We start from the raw sequence: 20,205 nt of genomic DNA on the forward strand, positions 1-20,205 counted from the left end.
GCTGGGGGAGCGGGAGTTCCCGGCAGTCGGCGCAACGCCGTGCGAGCCTCACCTCCACCGTCAGCACGCGCTGGCGCCTGTGACGCAGATCCGGATCGCCCCGCTGAACCGCAAGACCCTTCGACGAGGCCATCGCCGGCGTCCGCCCGTCGCCCCAGGAATCCGCCGGATCACCGACTGGACGATGCGGCACCCCGAGCACCTATGGGCCTATTGCGGGTCGGCGATGTCCTGGTCTTTCAACTCCTGCCCTGCCCCGGTCATCAGCACCGGCATCCGCTCGCGGGCCATTCGAGGGGTTCTGGCTCTCTGACGGGCTCTGCTCCTGCGGTGGAGGCTCTGTGTGGTCGTCGTCAGCGTGGCCTTCGTTCGCCCGTGAGGGAAGGCTGCGTCCCGCGTGTGATCGTCAGGCGGGCCAGTCGCTCCTGCGCTGCCGCAGTCTTCTCGCGCAGCACATAGGCAGCCCTCCTCGCACAACATGCAGCCGAGACCCGGGCCTCGCAGCACTGGAGCCCCGACTGTCGCAAGTGCTCGCCCGAAGCGGCAGCTGCCCTGCCTCGTTCTCACGCCCCCGGGAACCCGATGTCGGTGACGCCAGAAAGGTTGCGCCAAAAGAAGCGCAGTGCTGGAGGGGCCATGCCATCTGAGGAAATACATCTCACCGCGCTCCTGTCCGTCATGTCGGCCCATGATGGTGCGGATGAGCAGGTGGACTGGGACGAGCTGCGACGAGCTTGGCGAGTCGGGTTTCCGTCCGACTACAGGGCCTTCATGGCCGCATACGGCGCCGGAGGCATCGACGACGCGTTCGGCGTTCTCACTCCCGAAGCGACCCCGCAGCCACCAGAGGGCCCGGGAATCGGGAGCATGGCGGGCGAGACCGCCGGCATGCGACACATCTGGGCGACCGAAGGAGGTTCCGACGGAGTCACCGCCGGCCCTGATTCCGTCATCGCTTGGGGTGTCAGCTGCGGAGCCGACATCCTCTGCTGGGTCGCCGTTGACGAGGACCCCGACAAGTGGCCGGTGATCGTGTGGGAACGGCACGGCCGGCCCCACTGGAAGATCTACGACTGCGGAATGGTGGAGTTCCTCCACCGTCTGTTCGCCGAAGCCTTCGACAAGTGCCCGCTCAGCGATGGGTCGCTGTGGGGCGAGCCCGCTCCGCACTTCGTCCACTGGCGCGAGGAACAACGACGCCGGGAGTCCGGAATCGACCCCTATACAGGTGAACCCAACCCGTTCTTCGGCATGGAGTACGACCTGTCTCTTATAACCATCTGACGCTGCCGACCACCTAACATGTGTAGTGCCGGGTGGGGCGGGCGGGGTAACAGCGGCCCGAACGATGCCTGTTGCCCCCCGAAGGCCGTGACGCCCGCAGGTCCGAGTCTCACCTTTGGGACGGCATCGGTGTGGAGAACCCGGCAGGCGCGCCGCATCTGTCAACAGGACTATCGGTGACTGTTACCCCGCCGGGTGGAAGTCTGCCGTCCGTCTGGCGGCGCGTCAAGAGACCTGCACTTCAGACGGGTTGGACCTGCGGCATGATCAGTACTGGTATGACCCGATTGAGAAAGACCGGAGGGCTTTGGGGTGGCTATGTACTCTCCAGAGCCATCAGCCCGCGCCGGTAGACGACCGCGGCTTCGCCGGTGCGCCCCCACTGGATCATTTGGTCTCCGAGGATCCGGCAGGTCGTGGCGACTTCAAGCGTGGCTCCTATGGCCTGGTAGCGGTCGATCGCCCCGTGGAAGAGTGCCTCGGCGCCGGCGTCGTCGGCGCGGTCCACGGCGATGTGCGCGCCGATGCGGTCCAGCTCCGCGGCCTGTTCCGGGTCGTGGTAGTCGTGCGACAGAGCGCGGCACTCCTCCACCAGGGCGCCGGCCTTCTCGGTATCGCCCATCCGGCGCAGGACTTCGGCGAGTTCCGCGGTGGCATTGACCTGGCGGGGCAGGGCCTTGGTTTCCGCGAAGACGGCTGCCGCGTGGCGCAGGCGCTCCTCGGCTTGATGGAGGTCTCCCCGGCGGGCGGAGAGGTAGCCCTGGGCGAAGTGGCACATGCCGACCTCGGTGCGCAGCCGCAGGTGCCCGTACAGGGCTACCGCCCGGGTGAGCACTTGTTCGGCTTCCTCGTACCGAGCCTGAGCGGCCAGTACGCGATTGACGTGGTAGTAGCCCTGTGCCAGGACGTCGGGATCCTTCACCTGCGGGGCGATCGCCAGTGCGGCGGCGGCAGCGGCAGCGGCCTGGTCGATGTCGCCTCGCTCAACCAGTGGCAGGACGGTCGCGGCGCGCAGTGCGAACTGCGCCGCGATCTGTCCGGTCTGCTGTGCTGTGCGCAGCTGGTCCTCCGCCAGCGCGAGCGCGTCGGTGATCGCGCCGCGGGCGAACAGAGCTCCCATCCGGCCCATCACGGCGGGCAGTCGGACGTTCAGGGGCTGCCCGGCCAGCAGTTCTTCGGCCTTGGTGAACAGCATTAGGGCCCGGTCAGGGTCCCCCTGGTGCCGGGCGGCCAGTCCCAGCCCGCAGTGGCCCGCGGCGTCGAGCTCCGGGTCGTCGTGCAGGCCTGCGGCGCAGACCACCTCCTGGTACGCCTCGGACGCCTGCGCCACTTCGCCCCGGGAAAGAGTGAGCCGGGCTTCGGCGAGCGAGTTCCGCAGATCCCGCCGTTGGCCGGGCTCGTACGGGTAGCAAAGGTCTTCCATGGTGACGCCGAGCCGCTCGGCGAAATGGGAGGTAGCGCGGGGGGACGGGGTGCGCTTGCCCCCTTCAATCGACGACACGTAGGCACGGGTGAAGGCATCCCCGGCCAAGTGAGCCTGGGTCGCTTGGCGCAGGGTGCGCAGACGCAGGATCCGGGAGCCGATCCCGGCCACATCGGCGCCCAGGGGGAACGCATCGTCGGACATGCCCGTCATATTAGGCCCTCCCCAAATTCCGGATTGCGGCACCTGGCGCCGGGCTGCTCCAACTCCGGTTGGAGCAGCTTGCGTTCATCCTCTTGACGTTCTTCGAGGGCCGACAGCAGACTCGCCACCAAGCGAGGTAACGGCGATCGTAACTGCTGTTTACAGCATGGGCGCGAGAATCCGTGATGAGGTCCGGTACGCCCGTGGGGGGTGTGTGTCCGGCCCCGCGCCCATCCGCAGCCCTCTCCGGGCGGAGGGTCGCCGTTGCCTCGCCCCTGTGCACTTCCAGATCGGCGGCCCCGTTTTCAAAGCGCGGTCCGAACCACCGAAGGCTGAGATGCGCCGAGGTGGTGACGACGCGTGCGGACCGGGTCTTCCCGTACCCATGAGGAGCCACATGCGATCCGCTCTCGGCCGCAAGCGCGGCCGGATATCCATCGCGATCACCACCGGTGTCGTCGCCACCGCCGCGCTGCTCGGCGCCCAGGCCGTACCGGCTGCCGCCAGCCCCGGCCAGGCACCGGCGCAGGCCCTGAAGATCCCCGTCCTACCCGCCGCCGGCACCTACGACGGGTTCATCGTCGGCTTCCGCCAGGGCACCGCAGCCGCCGGCTCCGACGCGGAGGCCACGAAGGCAGTCGCGGCGGTCGCGAAGGCCGACAAGCGGCAGGCCGGGCTCGAGCGGCGGCTGGCCACCGGCGGGGTGCTGGTGAAGACTCCGGGAACGCTGAGCCCGGAGCAGGCCGGGCGCCTGATGGAGCGGTTCGCGGCGCGCGACGATGTCGCCTTCGTCGAACCGAACACCGTCCTGCAGGCGTTCTCCACCCCGAATGACACCCGATACAACGAGCAGTGGGACTTCCACGAGGCCGCTGCCGGGATGAAGGTGGACACCGCCTGGGACGTCGCGACCAAGCGAGGATCTGGCGTCACCGTCGCCGTGATCGACACCGGCTACGTCGCCCACTCGGACCTGGCCGCCAACGTCATCCCCGGCTACGACTTCATCTCCGACGCCAACAACGCCAACGATGGCGATGGCCGCGACGCCGACTCCGCCGACCCCGGCGACGGGTCCAAGGCCGGCGACTGCACCTTCGGGCAGGCCCGCAACTCCTCCTGGCACGGCACCCACGTAGCCGGCACGATCGCCGCTGTCACGGGTAACGGCAAGGGCGTGGCCGGTATCGCGTACAACGCCAAGATCCAGCCCGTCCGCGTCCTCGGCCGCTGCGGAGCCACCTCCGCCGACATTGCCGATGCCATCATCTGGGCCTCGGGCGGCACCGTCAGCGGGGTGCCCGCCAACTCCACCCCCGCCAAGGTCATCAACATGAGCCTCGGCGGCGAGGCGGCCTGCGACTCCACCACCCAGAACGCCATCAGCAGCGCCGTCTCCCGCGGCACCTCCGTGGTCGTCGCGGCGGGCAACTCCAACAAGGACGTCTCCGGCTTCACCCCGGCCAGCTGCAACAACGTGATCTCGGTCGCCGCCTCGGACCGGGCCGGCAACCGCGCCTCTTACTCCAACTTCGGAGCCAAGATCGACCTCGCCGCCCCCGGCGGCGACGGCAGCGCTGCCGACGACCCGGGCCGCATCCTGTCCACGCTCAACAGCGGCGCACAGGGCCCGGCCGCCGAGTCCTACGCCTTCTACCGCGGCACCAGCATGGCCTCCCCGCACGTCGCCGGCCTCGCCGCTCTCATGCTCGGCGAGAAGGCCATGACCCCGGCCCAGGTCGAATCGACCATGAAGGCCAACACCCGGCCCATGCCGGGCACCTGCTCCGGAGGCTGCGGAGCGGGCCTCGCCGACGCCGACAAGACCGCCCGCGCCGTGGCCGGCACCCCTGTCAGCGGAGTGACCGTCACCAACCCCGGCAACCAGACCAGCACCGTCAACACCGCCGCCAGTCTCCAGATCCAGGCCACCACCACCGCCGGCGGCACCCTCACCTACAGCGCCACCGGCCTCCCCGCCGGCCTGACCCTCAACACCTCGACCGGACTCATCTCCGGAACCCCGACCACCGCCGCAACCAGCACGGTCACCATCACCGCCACCGACAGCACCGGCCCCTCCGACAGCGAGAGCTTCACCTGGACCGTCAACAACGCCGGCGGCGGAAGCTACTTCGAGAACACCACCAACCTCAACATCCCCGACCCCGGCAACGTGACCAGCTCCATCCCCGTCACCGGCCTCAGCGGCAACGCCCCCACCACACTCAAGGTCGCCGTCGACATCAAGCACACCTACCGCGGTGACGTCATCATCGACCTCATCGCCCCCGACGGCACCAGCTACCGCCTCAAGAACATCGACGGCTGGGACAGCGCCGACAACATCCTCGCCACCTACACCGTCAACGCCTCCTCCGAGACCGCCAACGGCACCTGGAAGCTGAAGGTCACCGACTGGTACAGCGGCGACTCCGGCTACCTCGATGCCTGGAGCCTCAAGTTCTGACGCCCGCCTGAACACCCAGGTGCGTCAGCCCTCTCGACCGGAACCGGTCGAGAGGGCTGACGCGCTTACGCGAAGCGAAAGTCAGCTACTACCCGCCCAGTTCACTGATCTCGAACAGGAGAACAGGTTGGTCGACGCCGCTTTGCTTCCGGAATGGAACGCGCCAACCTCTGGCCCCGCCGTGCGGTCGTGGCAGAGGCATAGTTGGACGCCTCGACGGCACGCAGGTCCGAGGTGGCGGGAGCCTCCACCACCCTGTACCGCTGCGCGGTGACGCCGTGGGCGGACACCCCACGGGCGCCTCTGGTCGGGGCCGTCCGGCCGAAGAACCCCCCATTCGGGGCTGGTGCTCTGAGCGTCACAGGGCAACCGGTGCCGGCGCGACCTAGGCTCCGATTTCCGATGATTGGCAACATCTGTGGCATCTGGAAGGTTCATCATGGCGGCTTCGGCGAACTCGCAGGTCTATCTCGTCGGGGGCGGGGTCGGGAGTCTGGCCGCGGCCGCGTTCCTGATCCGCGACGCGGGTGTGCGCGGGGAGAACATCCACGTACTGGAGCAGATCCGGATCGCCGGGGGCTCGATGGACGGCGCGCCCGCGCCGACACCCGAAGGCGGCTACGTCACACGCGGCGGCCGGATGTTCGAGACCATGTACTACGTCTGCCTGTGGGACCTCCTGGCGACGGTCCCCTCACTGGAGAATCCCACCGTCTCGGTCCTCGATGAGTTCCACGCGTTCAACACGGCACACCCGACCAACGCCAAGGCTCGGATCATCCTGAAGGACCGGTCCATCCCGGACGCCTCCAAGCTCGGCCTCGACGCCCGCGACCGGGCCGACCTGACGCGGCTGCTGGCCCTGCCCGAGCGCGTCATCGGTGCGCGCCGCATCGACGACTTCTTCCAGCCGCACTTCTTCGAGTCCAACTTCTGGTGCATGTGGCGCACCACGTTCGCGTTCCAGAACTGGCACTCCGCCATCGAGCTCAAACGCTACTTCCTGCGTTTCGCCCACATGTTCGATCAACTCCACACCCTGTCTCCCGTGCGGCGGAGCAAGTACAACCAGTACGACTCGGTGATCCGGCCCATCCAGTCGTGGGTGGAGAGCCAAGGGGTGCATCCCGACTTCGGAGTGACCGTCACCGACATCGAGTTCGCGGGGGCGCGGGCCAGGCGGGCATCGCGGATCCACCTCGACCGCGGCGAGGGGAACACCGAGATCATCGACCTCGGCCCCGACGACTACGTGTTCATCACCAACGGCTCGATGACCTCCGACACCACCTACGGCGACAGCAACACGGTGGCGCCGCTCATCCGGGACAAACGCGACGGCTCCTGGCAGCTCTGGGAGACGATCGCCAAGAAGGCCGACGACTTCGGGCGCCCCACGGCATTCTGCGGAAACATCGACGAGACCAAGTGGCAGTCGTTCACGCTCACGATGAGCAGCCGCACGCTGCTGGACCGCATCCAGGCCTACACGGACAACGTGCCGGGCGAGGGCGCGCTGATGACGTGGAAGGACTCACGGTGGCTGCTGTCGATCGTGGTCCCCGCGCAGCCGCACTTCGCGCACCAGAAGGAGAACACCTACACGCTCTGGGGCTACTCGCTGTTCGGAGATGTACCCGGCGACCACGTGCCCAAGAAGATGGACGACTGCACCGGCGCCGAAATCCTGGACGAGCTGCTCGGCCATCTCGGATTCGACGACATCGCCGACGAGGTCCACCGGACGACGAAGGTCACCACGGTCCAGATGCCCTACATCGACGCGCAGTTCCAGCGCAGGGTCGTCGAGGACCGCCCGCTGGTGATCCCCGACGGCGCCGAGAACTTCGCCTTCCTCGGGCAGTTCGTCGAGATCCCCGAGGGTGTCGTCTTCACCGTCGAGTACTCGGTGCGCAGCGCCATGATGGCCGTCTACCACCATTTCGGCATCGACCGGGAGATCCCGCCGATCTACCACGGCCTCTCCGACCCGAAGGTCGCCTGGACCGCCCTCAAGACGGCCTTCGCCTGACCCGCCCGCGCTCCGTCGCACCGATCACACGGTGGAACTCGGCCGCCTGGCTCTCGGCCCAGTTCCGGATCGCGGCGAAGGGGCCGATCGCGCCGTCGCGCAACGACGTGAGGGCTGTCTCGGTACGCGGCGGCACCTCGGCGTACACCTTGCGGTCGACCAGGCCGTCCCGTTCGGTCTCGCGGAGGTTGACGGTCAGGGCCTTGGGGGGTGATGCCCGCAACCGCGTCGCACAGGGCGGAGAACCGGTGGGTGCCCGACGCGAGCATGAGGGTGAATAGCTCTGGACCGCCGCGCCCGCGAGGGCATGAAGCTCATCCAGCCCGTCCTCGACGCGATCCGCCAGACCCCGGCCATCAACGACGACCCCACCATGCTCAACCTCCGCCCGGAGCGTGTACCGGCGCCCGTTCACCTTCTCGCCGCCCACGGGCTTCCGCGCTCCCCTGCCGTGAGCCGTTACCGCTCCCGTGGGTGTGGTGGGACAACGGGGGAACGGGAGCCCCTGCCAGGGGCCCTCGCAAGGGAAGGGGACACGAGCGACATGCCTACTGGTACCTGGGACGCCAGCGTGAAGCAGTTGTGCTTCGCGGACGACGGCACCCTGTTCACCGCCGACACCATCACCACCGGCGGCCCGTACGACGTCATCGCGGACATCGAGATCGGCGCCGAGCTGAACGGTTTCGCCAACGCCCACCGCCTGATCGTGACCGTCACCAACCTCACCACCAACCAGGTCATCGGCACCCAGACCCTGGCCATCCCCCTTACCCCCACCCACGATGTCCGCCGCGAGCAGCTTCGCGCGGACTTCCCGAGCCTGGCGGCCAATACGGCCAACGACGGGGACCTGCTGGTGGCCCGCTGCTCCTACAAGGTCACCGCGGGCGTCCACACCGACATCGCGCACGCCACCTCAGATCTGGCCATCGCCACAACCTGACCCAGGCGACGGCCCACTCGGGGGGATTCCGGGGGAGGGAGGAGGTGATCAGGATGGATGTCGTCGTGAGCGTGTACGTGCACGTCAGCACGTGGTGCTGCCACTGCTGGCCCTGCTGGTGGTAGAAAACGGAAAAGACTGTGCCCCCGAGAGCACCCAAGGCCCTCGGGGGCACAGCCGTGCACAGTCTGCGGGACAGGCCGGGATGGGAGAGCCCGCGACTGCTCCGAACCCGAGCCGGAAGCGAGCCGCCGACGAAGATCGAGCTGCCGAACAGCAAGGGCTTCAGCTGTGCGCGGGCGGTGTGGAGGGCGGCGGTGTATCCGGCGGGGTCGGAGCCGATGATGATGACGTTGCGTATGCCGTCGGCGGCGGTGGTCGTCACGTCGGTCACGGGGTCAGGCCTGCTTCTTGGCGTCGATCTCCGCGATCAGGCCCTCGATGAGGCCCTTGATCTCGTCGCGGATGGGGCGGACGGCCTCGACGCCCTGGCCTGCCGGGTCCTCCAGCTGCCAGTCGAGGTACGTCTTGCCGGGGAAGTACGGGCAGGCGTCGCCGCAGCCCATCGTGATGATGTAGTCGGACGCCTGGGCGGCCTCCGGAGTGAGGACCTTCGGCTTCTGGTCGGAGATGTCGATGCCCAGCTCGGCCATGGCGGCGACGGCCGAGGGGTTGATCTGCTCTCCGGGGACCGAGCCGGCGGAGCGGACCTCGACGCGGTCGCCGGCGAGGTGGCGCAGGAACCCGGCGGCCATCTGGGAGCGGCCCGCGTTGTGGATGCAGACGAACAGGACGGAGGCGGCAGGAGCGGAGGACATCTGTTTCTTCCTTGGGGTGAGGCGACTGCGGTGGGGGTGTGCGGGGGCTTCAGGGGGCGAGCTGGGTGAGGAGCTCGCTGATGTGGGCGTCGATGGCGTCGCGGATGTTTCGTACGACGGCGATCGGTGCGCCGTCGGGGTCGGCGACGGGCCAGTCGAGGTAGCGGCGGCCGGGCACGACGGGGCAGGCGTCGCCGCAGCCCATCGTGATCACGATGTCGGCGGCCTCGACGACTTCCGAGGTCAAAGGCTTGGGGTAGGCGTCGAGAAGGTCCGCGCCCGCCTCGGTGAGGGCCTGGGCGATGCGCGGCTCCACCTCGTCGGCGGGGTGGGTGCCCGCTGAGGAGACGGTGACGCGTTCGCCCGCTCGGTGGTGCGAGGAGGGCGGCGGCCATCTGGGAGCGGCCCGCGTTGTGGCTGCACACGAACAGGACTCGCGTCGGGCCGCTCGTCAGCCCTTGGGTGTGGGCGAGGGCGTCCAGGCGCTCGGCGGTCAGCCGTTCCGCCAGCACGACCACGTGCGTACGGATCCGGGCGTGCTCGGCGAGCAGGCCCAGCACGGTTTCCGGCGCGAAGCGGCCGGCGTACCGGGTGGCGAGGCGGGCAGCCCCCGCGGCCAGGCGTTCGTCCGGCAGGAGGGGTGAGGAGGGCGTGGGCATGGCGATCCTGTTCAAAGGAGCCAATAAAGTCAGCTCACGCTGGTGTCAGCCCCAGCTGATGTGACAGTATCAGCACATGATGACGTCAGTCGACACTGAACTGATCCGAGTCCTGGCAGACCCCCTCAGGCTTCAGATCGTGACCCTGCTCTCCCGCGAGACGCTGTGCACCACGCACCTCGTGGAAGAGACCGGCGCCAAGCAGACCAACCTCTCCAACCACCTGAAGGTGCTCAGAGAGGCCGGGGTCGTGGAGACCGAACCGTGCGGCCGATTCATCTACTACAAGCTCCGCCCGGAAGTCATCGAGGCCCTCGCCGGTCAGTTCGCCGGGCTCGCGCAGGCCGCGCGTGCCACTTCCGAAGCGAACATCAAGCGGTCCTGCCCATAGTCCGCTTTGCCCCTCACCTGCCCGAGGAGAACCGTTGTCCGTCACCGAGCCCGTCGCCGACGCGCCCGCAGCGGTAACCGCGATACCCGCCGACGCGCCCCAGCCCGCACCCGGCGCGAGCCCGCCCGCCATTCCGCTGGTGGCCCGCGCGGCAGCCGAACTCGTCGGAACGGCCGCGCTGGTCGCGATCGCCGTCGGGTCCGGCATCCAGGCAACGAAGCTCACCCAGGACGTCGCGCTGCAGCTGCTGGCCAACTCCACCGCCACGGTCTTCGGCCTCGGCGTCCTGATCGCCCTCCTCGGCCCGGTCTCTGGAGCCCACTTCAACCCGGCGGTCAGCCTCGCCGAGTGGTGGACCACCCGCCGCACCGGCGGCGGAGTCACCGCCCGCGAGCTGGCCGCCTACGTGCCCGCCCAGATCACCGGCGCCATCGCGGGGGCGATCCTGGCCGACGCGATGTTCAGCGAGCCCCTGGTGAAGTGGGCGACCCACGACCGCTCGGCCGGGAACCTGCTGCTCGGCGAGGTTGTCGCTACCGCCGGTCTGGTCGTGCTGATCTTCGGCCTGGCCCGCACCGACCGGCTGCGCTTCGCACCCGTCGCGGTCGCCTCGTACATCGGCGCCGCGTACTGGTTCACCTCCTCCACCTCCTTCGCCAACCCGGCCGTCACGATTGGCCGCGCCTTCACGGATACCTTCGCGGGCATCGCTCCCGCCTCGGTTCCGGCGTTCGTCGGCGTGCAGCTCGTGGGCGCGGTGGTGGGCCTGGCCCTGGTGGCGCTCATCTTCATGCGAGGCACGACGGACACCGGAGTGCCCGCGGCATGACGCGGCACGCGGATGTGGTGGTGATCGGCGGCGGCCAAGCAGGGCTCGCCGCCGGCTACCACCTGCGTCGTCTGGGCATCGAGTTCGTCATCCTCGACGCCCAGACGGCGCCCGGCGGGGCCTGGCAGCACACCTGGGAATCCCTGCACCTGTTCTCCCCGGCCGCCTACTCCTCCCTGCCGGGCCGCTTCATGCCCGCGCAGGAGGGTGAGTTCTACCCTGACGCCGCGCACGTGGTCTCGTACCTCGCGGACTACGAGAAGCGGTACGAGCTTCCCGTCCAGCGGGGTGTGTGGGTCGATGCCGTCCACCGCGATGGCGACTTCCTGCGTGTGGAGACCGACTGCGGTGACTGGCGGGCCCGCGCGGTCATCAGCGCCACCGGAACCTGGACCCGTCCGTTCCTGCCCGCTGTTGCGGGCCGGCGCGAGTTCGAGGGACGCCAGCTTCACACCGTGCAGTACCGCAGCCCGGCCGAGTTCGCCGGTCAGCGTGTGATCGTGGTGGGCGGCGGGAACTCCGGAGCCCAGATCGCCGCCGACCTCGCGCCCACCACCGCGCTGACCTGGGTCACCCAGCGCCCGCCCCGCTACCTCGCCGACGACATCGACGGCCGGGCGCTCTTCGATGCCGCCACCGCCCGCCGCCAGGCACTCGACGCGGGCCGCACCGACACCGGCGGTGTCGCCTCCCTCGGCGACATCGTGGCCGTGCCCCCGGTCCGCGCCGCCCGCGACGCCGGACTCCTGGCAGCGAAGCCGATGTTCACCCGCCTCACCGCCACCGGTGTGGAATGGGTCGACGGCGCCAGGGCCGTAGCCGACGCGGTCATCTGGTGCACCGGCTTCCGCCCCGCTCTCGCGCACTTCGCCTCTCTGCGCCTGCGGGGCACCCGCGGCCACATCTCCACCGCCGGCACCCGCGCCGTCGATGAGCCGCGCCTGCACTTGCTCGGCTACGGAGACTGGACCGGCCCCGCCTCCGCCACCCTCATCGGTGTCGGGCGCCCCGCCCGCGACTCCCCCCGCGAGGTCGCCGAGCTGCTGGGCCGCTGAACCGACACGGCAGATGGCAGGGAACCCCACCGGATCGTTGGTGGGGTTCCCTGCCATCTGCCGTGGAGGCGGCCGGTACGCGGATCAGCTGTCGGAGTCGGAGCGGGATTCGGCGCGCTGCTGCTGGGGGACGGTCTCGTCCTCTTCGATGATCTGGACGTCGCAGCAGTCGGAGGCGGGCTTGTTGTCGGACTTGCCGAAGAGCTTGACGAAGAGGCCGGTCTTGGTGCTCATGAGGTCTGTCTCCTGGACGGGGTTGAAGGGAAGCAGGGTCTGCGGGCTTGGTCAGGCGACGAGGGGGACGAGGAATCCGCCGGCCAGCGCGAGGGCGAAGACCGAGGTGGCGAAGGTGGTCAGCAGCTTGGGCTTGAACAGCTTCGTGAGCAGGGTCAGTTCGGGCGGGCTGATGGCGGCCGCTGCGATGACGAAGGCGAAGACGGCTCCGAGGTTCATGCCGCGTTCCATCAGGGCGAAGCCGATGGGCAGGGCGGTCTCGGCCCGCATGTAGAGGGGGATGGCGATCAGTGCGGCGAGCGGGATGGCGTACCACTTGCCGTCACCGGCGACGGCGGCCATGAGGTCGGTGGGCACGGCCCCGTAGATCAGCGCGCCGATCGATACGCCGATCAGCATCGGCTTGACCATGGGCTTCAGCTCGATCACGGCCTCGCGCCAGGCGCCGGGGAGTTCGGCGCGCAGGCCGCGCCAGGGCACGTATGCCTTCTCCTGGCTACCGGTGACCCTTACGCGCTTGACCTGTCCGGCGAAGCCGGCGCGGTGCATGCCGTGCGCGATGAGCAGGGTGCCGACCGCGGCGACCGCGGTGAAGCTGACGGCCATCTTCCAGCCGAACAGGGCGCCGATGGCCACGAACACGAACGGGTCCATGATCGGCGAGGCGATCAGGAAGGCCACGGCGGTGGAGAAGGGCACTCCCGCGCGCAGGATTCCGGCCAGGACCGGGATCGTCGAACAGGAGCAGAAGGGGGTGAGCGCGCCGAAGGCTGTGCCCTTGACCATGCCCTTCAGGTGGCTGCCGCCCAGCCACTGGGCCAGCTTCTCCGGGCCCGCTCTGCGCATCAGCAGGGTGACGAGGAAGGCGATCGCGACGAAGAGCGCGACGAGTTCCCCGGTGATGACGGCGAACGTCTGGAGTACTTCGAGGACGTGGTTCACGGGTGGTGCACCTCAGGGCTTGCAGACATCGCTGTGCCGTCCCACCGGCGCGGACGCTGCCGGTGGGGAGGGGGAGTTCAGTCTTGGGGCTGTACGGGGGCCGGGCGGTCGCCCGGCTCAGGTCACTTCACTGACAGGACGCAGCGCCCTCGGGGGCCTGGGCCGCGAGGCTGGCGAGCAGCTGGACGGGGCCACCCAGCTCGGCGCAGCACAGGGAGTAGACGTTGCTCCGCCCGCGGGGCTTGGAGCTGATCAGCTCCTGCTCGCGCAGGGGTGCCAGGTGGTGGCTGACCAGGGTCTGGCTCAGCCCGGTGGCCTCCTGGAGCTCCTTGACCGTGCGCGGACGCTCGGCGATCAGCAGCATCAGTGTCAGGCGGGTCTCGTCCCCCAGGGCTCGCAGCTTCGGGGCCAGGAGACGGGCCCGATCGCCCTCGGAGAGCAGGGCCGCCGGGGTCGTCACCGCGACCGGAAGAGTCGTTGTCATACCCCCGACCCTAACACCACCACCCGCACCTATCAACAGTATTTGCTGTTGATAGGTGGGTGATGGCGGTTGTTTGGGCTGGTCAGCGCCTGTCGGCCCCTGCGCACGGGAAGCAGCGCACGCTCCGGGCCGGAGTCTCGCTGGGCGGCGCGAGGAGGGGGCGCCTGCGGATCTCGTAAGCGACGACCCGTGCGTGGTTGGCGCACACGGCGGCGCCGCAGCTGCGGCAGATGCCGACTGACGGGGTTGCGGTCCCTTGCGTGTGGCAGTCGAGGCAGTGCATCAGCGGGACTCTCCCCGGGTCGCCACCCGGCCCGCCGCAAACCTCTTGCGCCAGGCCAGGGATACGTAGACCAGGCCGATCAGGACCGGGACCTCGATGAGGGGGCCGACGACGCCGGAGAGGGCCTGGCCGGAGGTGACGCCGAAGGTGGCGATGGCGACGGCGATGGCCAGCTCGAAGTTGTTGCCGGCGGCGGTGAAGGCGAGGGTGGCGGTGCGGTCGTAGGCGAGGCCGATGGCCTTGCCGAGGGCGAAGGTGCCGAACCACATCACGGCGAAGTAGACGAGGAGCGGCAGCGCGATACGGGCCACGTCCAGGGGCTGCGAGGTGATGGTCCTGCCCTGCAGGGCGAAGAGGATGACGATCGTGAAGAGCAGGCCGTACAGGGCCCAGGGCCCGATCTTCGGCAGGAACTCCGCCTCGTAGGCGGTGCGTCCGAGCTTCTTCTCGCCGATGCGGCGGGTGAGGAAGCCCGCGAGGAGCGGGATGCCCAGGAACACGATCACGTTGAGCGCGATGTGCCAGACCGGAACGTCCAGGCCCTGACCGTCACCGAGCCCGAGCCAGCGGGGCAGCAGGTCGAGGTAGAACCATCCCAGCGCGCCGAAGGCGATGACCTGGAAGACCGAGTTCAGAGCGACCAGGACGGCGGCGGCCTCGCGGTCACCGCAGGCGAGGTCGTTCCAGATGATGACCACGGCGATACACCGGGCCAGGCCCACGATGATCAGCCCGGTCCGGTACTCGGGCAGGTCCGGCAGGAAGATCCACGCCAGCGCGAACATGAGTGCCGGACCGACGATCCAGTTGATGGCCAGCGAGGACGCCATCAGCTTGCGGTCGCCGGTGACCGCGTCGAGCTTGTCGTAGCGGACCTTGGCCAGCACCGGGTACATCATGACCAGCAGGCCGATCCCGATGGGCAGGGAGATGCCGCCGACCTCGACCTTCGCCAGCGCGTCGTTCAGGCCGGGGACGAGCCGGCCGAGCCCCAGGCCGACGCCCATGGCCAGCAGGATCCACACGGCCAGGAAGCGGTCCAGAGTGGACAGCTCGCCCACGATCGACGGATTCTCGGCGCCCGGCGGCTGTACGGCCGGGCCGGGTTCGGTCGTGGTCATGAGGGGACTCGCTTTCGGTGTGGAGAGGTGACGTGCGCCGCCACGTGATGGGCCATCGGGGGAGCTGTAGTCGACGGGGGCACCCCCCAAAGGCGTGCGGAGCGGGGCCGTCATATCAGTATTTACTGATGTCAGCCTGTACTGATGCTCTCACATCAGTCACCCCTGATGCATTCGTGGCTGACATTAGGGCCGAATGACCCAATGAGGGACTCTGTCGGGGATCTCGAGATTTCTTGACCATTGCCCTTGGCGCCACCAGCGGGGCCGGGGCAATTCGTTCTCGTCGAGGTACTGCTGGAACGCCGTCGGTGAGCGGGGGCGGTAGGTGGAGACTGCCGGTTCCTGGGTGCTGAGGCGTTCGATGTTGACGGCGATCGCGATCAGGACGTGCTGGACGTGGGCCTTGGACACGCCGTGGTGGCGGCAGCGGCGCATCTGATGGCCGTTGACGAGCTCGTTCATGGTGCCCTCGATGCCGGAGCGTGAGGCGTAGAGCCGCTGCCAGTGTGGATCCTGCTGATCGGCGCGGTTGCTGGCCTGGAGCTCGCGCAGGCGGCGGGGCAAGAGTTCACGGTCCGTGCCGCCCCGGAGGTGCACGAAGTGTGCTATCGGTAGGAGTCTGTGATCGGGTGGTCGATGTTCTTGTAGCTGACGGCCTGTGAGGTCACCGTGTGTGGTCACCGGGGGCGTACTTCTTCCAGATTCCTCCAGCTTGGGCGGCGACGGCCTCGGTGTGGACGGCGTGGTAGCCGAGCATCCCCGCAACGACCGACGGCGGTGCTTGGAGGACGAGCTGTCGCAGGGTGGCGGTCCGGCCGTGGAGGGTGGGGATACCTGCGGCGGTGAGTCGTTTGCCGAGGGTGGCGGGGTCCATGGGCTGTCCGGCCCGGCGTCCGGGGAAGAGCCAGCCGCTGCCGGGGAGGGTGCCGTTGGGCCTGTTCGGTCGTCCGTTGAGTACGTAGTCGAGGAGCATGCCGGCGAAGGGCTCGGGGACTGGTGTGGGCGGATCGCCGAGGCGGAGTGCGACCTGGCCGGTGTCGTGCTGGACGTCGTGGACGGTGAGCCGGACCAGACGTCGGACCGGTTGGGCATAGAGAAGGATCAGCGCGGCGGCGATCCGTTCCATGAGCGGGAGATCGTCGCTGGTCATGACCTTGCCGATCAGGGCGATGCGGCGGTGCTGGCTGATCGGAGCCGGGTTGTCGGTGCGGATGGTGGGGATCCTCAAGCGGGGCATTGCCTGGTGTTCGACGCACCAGCGCAGGAACGCTTGGACGACGCGGCGGGTCGCCACCTCCGGCGGGCCCTGTGGCCCTCGGAACGCTCCACCCGGATCGGCTTCTTGGTGGAGGACCGGCTGCGCGAGGCCCTGCTCGTGCAGTGCCGCAGCGACCGCATCGAGCCCCCGGGCGTATCGAGCGGATCGTGGCCGCGGCACGGGCGCGGGCTGACCGCGTCTTCTGTACGCAGACCGTCGCACGCCTGGGCGAGGCGTGCGCCCGCCGCCTGCTGGACCTGGTGGCGGAGGGCAACGAGGACGGCACCGCACTGCTGGCCTCGCTGGAGCGGGACCCGGGCGCCGTGGGCCTGGATTCGCTCCTGACGGAGATCACCAAGTTGACCGCCGTACGCCAGCTTGGCTTGCCGGAGGGGATGTTCTCGGACTGCTCGGAGAAGCTGGTGGCCGCATGGCGGGCGCGGGCGATCAAGATGTACCCCTCGGACTTCCGCGACGCGGGCGAGGACGTGCGGACCACGCTACTGGCCGCGCTGTGCACGTCTCGTCAGGCGGAGATCACCGACGCTCTGGTGGAACTGCTCGTTGCTCTGGTCCACAAGATCAATGCCCGTGCCGAGCGACGGGTGGAGCGGCAGCTGACGGCGGAGCTGAAGAAGGTGAGGGGCAAGGAGGGCATCCTCTTCCGCCTCGCTGATGCGGCGGTGGGCCAGCCGGAGGGGACCGTGCGCACGGTGCTGTACCCGGTGGTAGGTGAGAAGACGCTGCGCGACCTGGTCGCGGAGGCCAAGGCGAACGAGAGGGCGTTCAAGGCCAAGGTCCGCACCACGCTGCGCTCGTCGTACAGCTCGTACTACCGGCAGATGCTGCCGCCGCTGCTGAACACTCTGGGCTTCAAGTGCAACAACACCACCTACCGGCCGGTGATGGACGCGCTTGCTCTGCTGACCAAGTACGCCGACGTCGACGGCAAGACCCGCTTCTACGACGTCGGCGATGTGGTGCTGATGGACGGCGTCCTACGCAAGGACTGGCGCGAGGCCGTCGTCGACGACAAGGGCACCTCGGTCGCCACCTGCGAGCGCATCGACCGCGCCACTCTCCAACGGCGCCTGCTTCTCGCGCTTTTCGCCCTGGGCACAAACATGGGCATCCGCGCCAGGGCACCGCGTGCGCGTCGGACTCGAAGAAGTTCGGTTCCTGGTCCTCGAACTTCATGACCGAGTACCACGCCCGTTACGCTTGTTCCTTAACGTCGGGCTTGATCGCGTTCGATCAGTGACTCCGGGCGCTTGATGGTTTTTCCCACGTCGTAGCGGGTGGCAGGGCGGCGGTTCTTGGACCCGGGGGGCCGTCCAGGTCCGGGTCGGGTGGATTTCGGAACTCTGGCCGGGTTGGCGAGATGGGGTCGGATGTTCCGGAATGCTCGACGAACGCGCGTCGGGGTCCTGGCGGTGCCGGCGTGGGTGGTCTTCTCCCAGGGCTTGCGGTGGTCAGCGGTGGCTGGGGCGGCGAGGCGGAGTTGCGTGTGGGCGACGATCACGAGCCAGGTCCAGCGGTCAGCCGCCTGTGGGCTGCGCAGGCGCGGGCGGGTCCAGCCGAGGTCCTGTTTGAAGTAGCGAAAAGTGTGTTCAAGATCGAAGCGGCGTAGGTAGCAGGCCCAGGCCTGGTCCACGTCGGTGGTGGTGGCGCCGGTTTTCGAGGACCACAGCCACAACGGCGGTGCGTCGCGATCGCCGGGCAGGCGCTGGACTTTGAGGCGGATCAGGGTGCCCTCGACCAGGGGGAGATCGCCGTCGTGGTCGATCCACGAGGAGCGGTGGGTCAGCCGGGGGTGGACCCGGTCCCAGGACTGGGTGCGGGCCTTGCCGTAGCGGTCGGTGTCGTTGACCGTCACCAATGCGGGCTCGGGCCAGGTCTCGGCTTGGCCAGCCGCAGTTCCAGGCCGTGCTTCCGTGGGCGTCCCAGGGGCTGGTAGGTGAAGGACAGCGGCCGTGGCGGAACCCTCAGCACCCGGTCGGAGCGCAGCCGGCCGACCAGTTCGACGGGCAGATCCCGCAGCACCCACGCCAGGCGGGTCACGTCGTAGCCGGCGTCCATCACGACCAGCATGTCCCGGTCGCCAGTCCGCCACTGGCCGGCACGGACCAGGCGCTCGACCACCGCGCGCAGCTGGGCGGCGGTGACAGCGGTGGCGTCGTCCTCGGGGCCCAGGCGGACCGCGTCCAGGACCGCGGTCCACGACGATGGGCCCGGGGACAGGGCTGCGACCAGGGAGTACGGCCAGCCCGGGATGATCTGAGCGGTACTGCGGGACCGGCCGTGAACGTGGCAAAACAGCCGCTCCGGTGAGCACGCCGCATCCGATCGGAGCCACGGCGAGACGTCCACGGACAGCACGATCCGCCCCTCGAAGCGTGGCAGCGGCACCGAGACCAGCAGGTCACGCAGCCGCTCGACATCGAGGCGACCGTCGTTGAGCGCCGCGTACAAGGAGCCGTAGCTGCGGCGGTGCTCAACAGTCAGCGACAGCTCCACCGGCGTCTTCACCGGCCCGTCCGAGCACAGAAGCGCGTCGGTGAGCTCGAAGAAGGCGTCCGCACGCGCTGACAAGCACCCGTAAAAGTCGGTTCGGAAGTGTGACAGTTCCTCGAATGCGTCCCGCTCGCCGACCCGTTCCAGCACACTCACCACCACGGCCTTCTTCGTGAACACTCTGATCTCGTCGCTGAGTTCAGGATCACGAGAAGGCCGTACCCATGTCCGGCGATCACCCGAACGAGCGACCTGACGGACGCTGATGATCAAGCCCGACGTTAAGGAACAAGTTACGGACTGTTTCTGAGCCGTACATGACAGGAGTGTTGGCGTGGAAGGAGAGCCGGGGCGGTGGTCCGATCATCGCCGGTGACGATGCGGACCTCCTCGACGCGGCGAGGACGCTGGCTCCCGGACTTGGCCAGGGGCGGGCGAAAGGCGGCTGCCACCTGGTGCGGCACCTCCGGCAACACCAGATCCTCCGCGATCTCGCCGGCCGTGGCCTTCCACTCCCCGCCGTCGCGCTCACGCCACATCCCCAGGCCGCCTCCGCCCAGCCGGCCGGAAGCCCGCACCGTACCGATGATCCGCCGTCGCGCGGCCCGTTCCTCGTGCGAGACACCGTTCCACCTCCTGAACCCGCCACTCGCACCCCTGCCAGGAGAACCATCCCCGCGATGAGCACCGAGCCTGCTCCCAGACCGTTCGCGTTGGTGCAGGATGACCGCACGGCCCAGCGATGAGCCCCACCGCACCGCCACCAGCCTGGAACTCTTCTTCGACCTGCGCTTCGTCGTCGCGGTCGCCCAGGCCGGAGCCGAACTCGTGCACGCCCTCACGGAAGGAAAAATGGTGGCGGGGATCGCCAGTTACCTCACGGTGTTCTCCGGGATCTAGAGCCGGCTCCTGGGGACAGCAGACGGGTCGCCGCTGGGGAGCCCGTCCGGTGAGTACCGCCCATCGGTAAAGGGGGGTGCGGAGGCGTGCTAGCGTTGTCTGAGCAGAGACAACGGGTCGACTGCGGGACCAGAAGTGGGAGGTGAGTTGATGACTGTCGTAGAGGCCGCTGCTGAATGCAGTGCCCGCCGGACCATCCTCACGTCCCGGGCCCCGGTCTGACCTGACGTTTACGCCCCTGCCCGAGCCGGTGAGCTCGCGACGGGAGGCTAGCGATTCACGTATGTTCGGGGTCCTTGTTCAAGGGTCTCTACGTTGTCTCAACCTTCTTTCCTTCTCATTCCACAGCCGCATT

At 68.7% G+C, this 20,205-nt stretch carries 18 protein-coding genes and 4 pseudogenes; 9 read left to right on the plus strand and 13 right to left on the minus strand.

The features are described from left to right. The first annotated feature begins 771 nt into the window (after window positions 1-771). Complete coding sequence (locus tag DRB89_RS03990; RefSeq protein WP_204358134.1) at window positions 772-1,284, plus strand: SMI1/KNR4 family protein; 513 nt, start codon at window positions 772-774, stop codon at window positions 1,282-1,284. Window positions 1,285-1,600: 316 nt separating this feature from the next. Here DRB89_RS03990 and DRB89_RS03995 read toward each other — a convergent pair whose 3' ends face one another. Beyond that, on the minus strand, window positions 1,601-2,911 hold the full coding sequence (locus DRB89_RS03995) for a helix-turn-helix transcriptional regulator (protein WP_162688462.1): 1,311 nt from the start codon (window positions 2,909-2,911) through the stop codon (window positions 1,601-1,603). A 397-nt stretch (window positions 2,912-3,308) separates the two neighbouring features. On the opposite strand from DRB89_RS03995, the gene DRB89_RS04000 reads away from it, so the two are divergent. After that, window positions 3,309-5,381: a S8 family serine peptidase gene (locus DRB89_RS04000; RefSeq protein WP_112449154.1), complete on the plus strand. Its 2,073-nt coding sequence runs from the start codon at window positions 3,309-3,311 to the stop codon at window positions 5,379-5,381. A gap of 439 nt (window positions 5,382-5,820) precedes the next feature. Beyond that, the gene (locus DRB89_RS04005; protein ID WP_112449155.1) at window positions 5,821-7,413 is read left to right on the plus strand and encodes an oleate hydratase; all 1,593 of its coding nucleotides are present in this window, start codon (window positions 5,821-5,823) and stop codon (window positions 7,411-7,413) included. Here the strand turns inward: DRB89_RS04005 and DRB89_RS04010 are convergent. Continuing rightward, window positions 7,394-7,843 (minus strand): winged helix-turn-helix transcriptional regulator, encoded by a 450-nt coding sequence (locus DRB89_RS04010; RefSeq protein WP_239516005.1) that lies wholly within the window; start codon window positions 7,841-7,843, stop codon window positions 7,394-7,396. The genes DRB89_RS04005 and DRB89_RS04010 overlap by 20 nt on opposite strands. A gap of 114 nt (window positions 7,844-7,957) precedes the next feature. On the opposite strand from DRB89_RS04010, the gene DRB89_RS04015 reads away from it, so the two are divergent. Next, on the plus strand, window positions 7,958-8,359 hold the full coding sequence (locus DRB89_RS04015) for a hypothetical protein (RefSeq protein ID WP_162688463.1): 402 nt from the start codon (window positions 7,958-7,960) through the stop codon (window positions 8,357-8,359). Between the two features lie 241 nt (window positions 8,360-8,600). Here the strand turns inward: DRB89_RS04015 and DRB89_RS44180 are convergent. The 4 genes and pseudogenes from DRB89_RS44180 to DRB89_RS46250 all read right to left on the minus strand — a co-directional run. Continuing rightward, a pseudogene (locus DRB89_RS44180) lies at window positions 8,601-8,753 on the minus strand (thioredoxin-disulfide reductase); the annotation flags it as partial. Window positions 8,754-8,757: 4 nt separating this feature from the next. Further along, the gene (locus tag DRB89_RS04025) at window positions 8,758-9,177 is read right to left on the minus strand and encodes an arsenate reductase ArsC (RefSeq protein ID WP_112449157.1); all 420 of its coding nucleotides are present in this window, start codon (window positions 9,175-9,177) and stop codon (window positions 8,758-8,760) included. 49 nt (window positions 9,178-9,226) lie between these two features. Next, on the minus strand, window positions 9,227-9,493 hold the full coding sequence (locus tag DRB89_RS44185) for an arsenate reductase ArsC (RefSeq protein WP_343234500.1): 267 nt from the start codon (window positions 9,491-9,493) through the stop codon (window positions 9,227-9,229). Between the two features lie 211 nt (window positions 9,494-9,704). Next, a pseudogene (locus DRB89_RS46250) lies at window positions 9,705-9,836 on the minus strand (arsenate reductase ArsC); the annotation flags it as partial. A 76-nt stretch (window positions 9,837-9,912) separates the two neighbouring features. Between DRB89_RS46250 and DRB89_RS04035 the strand changes: the two are divergent. The 3 genes from DRB89_RS04035 to DRB89_RS04045 are packed head-to-tail and all read left to right on the plus strand — an operon-like array spanning window position 9,913 to window position 12,111. Then, window positions 9,913-10,227 (plus strand): metalloregulator ArsR/SmtB family transcription factor, encoded by a 315-nt coding sequence (locus DRB89_RS04035; RefSeq protein ID WP_112446631.1) that lies wholly within the window; start codon window positions 9,913-9,915, stop codon window positions 10,225-10,227. Between the two features lie 34 nt (window positions 10,228-10,261). Next, window positions 10,262-11,056: an MIP/aquaporin family protein gene (locus DRB89_RS04040; protein WP_112446632.1), complete on the plus strand. Its 795-nt coding sequence runs from the start codon at window positions 10,262-10,264 to the stop codon at window positions 11,054-11,056. Beyond that, entirely contained in the window at window positions 11,053-12,111 is a 1,059-nt protein-coding gene (locus tag DRB89_RS04045; RefSeq protein ID WP_112446633.1) for an ArsO family NAD(P)H-dependent flavin-containing monooxygenase, read from the plus strand. Before DRB89_RS04040 ends, DRB89_RS04045 begins: the two co-directional genes overlap by 4 nt. A gap of 84 nt (window positions 12,112-12,195) precedes the next feature. Here DRB89_RS04045 and DRB89_RS42690 read toward each other — a convergent pair whose 3' ends face one another. From DRB89_RS42690 to DRB89_RS04075, 6 genes are all read right to left on the minus strand, one after another. Beyond that, a complete protein-coding gene (locus tag DRB89_RS42690; RefSeq protein ID WP_162688464.1) occupies window positions 12,196-12,345 on the minus strand; it encodes a hypothetical protein in 150 nt (49 codons plus the stop codon). Between the two features lie 51 nt (window positions 12,346-12,396). Next, the gene (locus DRB89_RS04050; protein WP_112446634.1) at window positions 12,397-13,287 is read right to left on the minus strand and encodes a permease; all 891 of its coding nucleotides are present in this window, start codon (window positions 13,285-13,287) and stop codon (window positions 12,397-12,399) included. A 127-nt stretch (window positions 13,288-13,414) separates the two neighbouring features. Further along, entirely contained in the window at window positions 13,415-13,771 is a 357-nt protein-coding gene (locus DRB89_RS04055; protein WP_112446635.1) for a metalloregulator ArsR/SmtB family transcription factor, read from the minus strand. A gap of 282 nt (window positions 13,772-14,053) precedes the next feature. Next, complete coding sequence (arsB, locus tag DRB89_RS04065) at window positions 14,054-15,175, minus strand: ACR3 family arsenite efflux transporter (protein WP_112446637.1); 1,122 nt, start codon at window positions 15,173-15,175, stop codon at window positions 14,054-14,056. Between the two features lie 186 nt (window positions 15,176-15,361). Continuing rightward, entirely contained in the window at window positions 15,362-15,775 is a 414-nt protein-coding gene (locus tag DRB89_RS04070) for a transposase (RefSeq protein ID WP_162688465.1), read from the minus strand. A 67-nt stretch (window positions 15,776-15,842) separates the two neighbouring features. Beyond that, window positions 15,843-16,406 carry a hypothetical protein gene (locus tag DRB89_RS04075; RefSeq protein ID WP_204357621.1) on the minus strand — a complete coding sequence of 188 codons (564 nt, stop codon included), beginning with the start codon at window positions 16,404-16,406 and terminating at the stop codon, window positions 15,843-15,845. A 197-nt stretch (window positions 16,407-16,603) separates the two neighbouring features. On the opposite strand from DRB89_RS04075, the gene DRB89_RS04080 reads away from it, so the two are divergent. Then, window positions 16,604-17,635 carry a hypothetical protein gene (locus DRB89_RS04080; protein ID WP_204357622.1) on the plus strand — a complete coding sequence of 344 codons (1,032 nt, stop codon included), beginning with the start codon at window positions 16,604-16,606 and terminating at the stop codon, window positions 17,633-17,635. Between the two features lie 29 nt (window positions 17,636-17,664). On the opposite strand, the pseudogene DRB89_RS04085 reads toward DRB89_RS04080, so the two are convergent. Beyond that, window positions 17,665-19,109, minus strand: a pseudogene (locus DRB89_RS04085) (NF041680 family putative transposase). A 564-nt stretch (window positions 19,110-19,673) separates the two neighbouring features. Between DRB89_RS04085 and DRB89_RS04095 the strand changes: the two are divergent. Continuing rightward, window positions 19,674-19,847 (plus strand): annotated as a pseudogene (locus DRB89_RS04095) (low temperature requirement protein A); the annotation flags it as partial. Between the last annotated feature and the right edge of the window lie 358 nt (window positions 19,848-20,205).

Origin of the sequence: Streptomyces sp. ICC4, from assembly GCF_003287915.1 — a bacterium.
Classification (GTDB): domain Bacteria; phylum Actinomycetota; class Actinomycetes; order Streptomycetales; family Streptomycetaceae; genus Streptomyces; species Streptomyces tritrimontium.

What these genes read in the sequence shown, in the direction of transcription:
- DRB89_RS03990 (WP_204358134.1), top strand. Translation starts at nt 772, where the DNA reads ATGGCCGCATACGGCGCCGGAGGCATCGACGACGCGTTCGGCGTTCTC.
- DRB89_RS03995 (WP_162688462.1), bottom strand. Translation starts at nt 2,911, where the DNA reads ATGTCCGACGATGCGTTCCCCCTGGGCGCCGATGTGGCCGGGATCGGC.
- DRB89_RS04000 (WP_112449154.1), top strand. Translation starts at nt 3,309, where the DNA reads ATGCGATCCGCTCTCGGCCGCAAGCGCGGCCGGATATCCATCGCGATC.
- DRB89_RS04005 (WP_112449155.1), top strand. Translation starts at nt 5,821, where the DNA reads ATGGCGGCTTCGGCGAACTCGCAGGTCTATCTCGTCGGGGGCGGGGTC.
- DRB89_RS04015 (WP_162688463.1), top strand. Translation starts at nt 7,958, where the DNA reads ATGCCTACTGGTACCTGGGACGCCAGCGTGAAGCAGTTGTGCTTCGCG.
- DRB89_RS04025 (WP_112449157.1), bottom strand. Translation starts at nt 9,177, where the DNA reads ATGTCCTCCGCTCCTGCCGCCTCCGTCCTGTTCGTCTGCATCCACAAC.
- DRB89_RS04035 (WP_112446631.1), top strand. Translation starts at nt 9,913, where the DNA reads ATGATGACGTCAGTCGACACTGAACTGATCCGAGTCCTGGCAGACCCC.
- DRB89_RS04045 (WP_112446633.1), top strand. Translation starts at nt 11,053, where the DNA reads ATGACGCGGCACGCGGATGTGGTGGTGATCGGCGGCGGCCAAGCAGGG.
- DRB89_RS42690 (WP_162688464.1), bottom strand. Translation starts at nt 12,345, where the DNA reads ATGAGCACCAAGACCGGCCTCTTCGTCAAGCTCTTCGGCAAGTCCGAC.
- DRB89_RS04055 (WP_112446635.1), bottom strand. Translation starts at nt 13,771, where the DNA reads ATGACAACGACTCTTCCGGTCGCGGTGACGACCCCGGCGGCCCTGCTC.
- arsB (WP_112446637.1), bottom strand. Translation starts at nt 15,175, where the DNA reads ATGACCACGACCGAACCCGGCCCGGCCGTACAGCCGCCGGGCGCCGAG.